Here is a 425-nt window from a genome sequence, read left to right on the forward strand (position 1 = left end):
CTGTCAAACGGCTTCCAAATCTGACCCCCGATCGGCGTCCCATTTTGACCCCCTTCATGTAATGCACAGCGGTCAGCGCTCGCCCGGGCGGAGCTGGCCAGGGTTGCGCAGCCCGGGCGAGCGCGGCTAGCGTTTTGCAGCTTGATGCGGTGATCAGGCGCGGTTCTTGAAGCGCCAGGATTCGTTTCCGGTTTCGATGATCTCGCAATGATGGGTGAGACGGTCGAGCAGGGCTGTAGTCATCTTTGCGTCGCCGAAGACGGCGGGCCATTCTCCGAATGCCAGGTTCGTAGTGACGATGATCGAGGTCCGTTCGTAGAGCCTGCTGATCAGGTGGAAGAGAAGCTGGCCGCCGGCCTGCGCGAAGGGCAGATAGCCGAGTTCATCGAGCACGACGAAGTCGAGCCGGGTCAGGTAGTCGGCGA

The 425-nt window shown here is 61.4% G+C and carries 1 protein-coding gene; it reads right to left on the reverse strand.

Translation table 11 applies throughout. The annotated features are described in order from the left end of the window. Nucleotides 1–153 precede the first annotated feature (153 nt). A partial coding sequence (locus EMQ25_RS17900; protein ID WP_158626141.1) for an ATP-binding protein occupies nucleotides 154–425 on the reverse strand: 272 nt, incomplete at its 5' end.

The sequence above is a fragment of the Arsenicitalea aurantiaca genome (assembly GCF_003994485.1).
Taxonomy (GTDB): domain Bacteria; phylum Pseudomonadota; class Alphaproteobacteria; order Rhizobiales; family Devosiaceae; genus Arsenicitalea; species Arsenicitalea aurantiaca.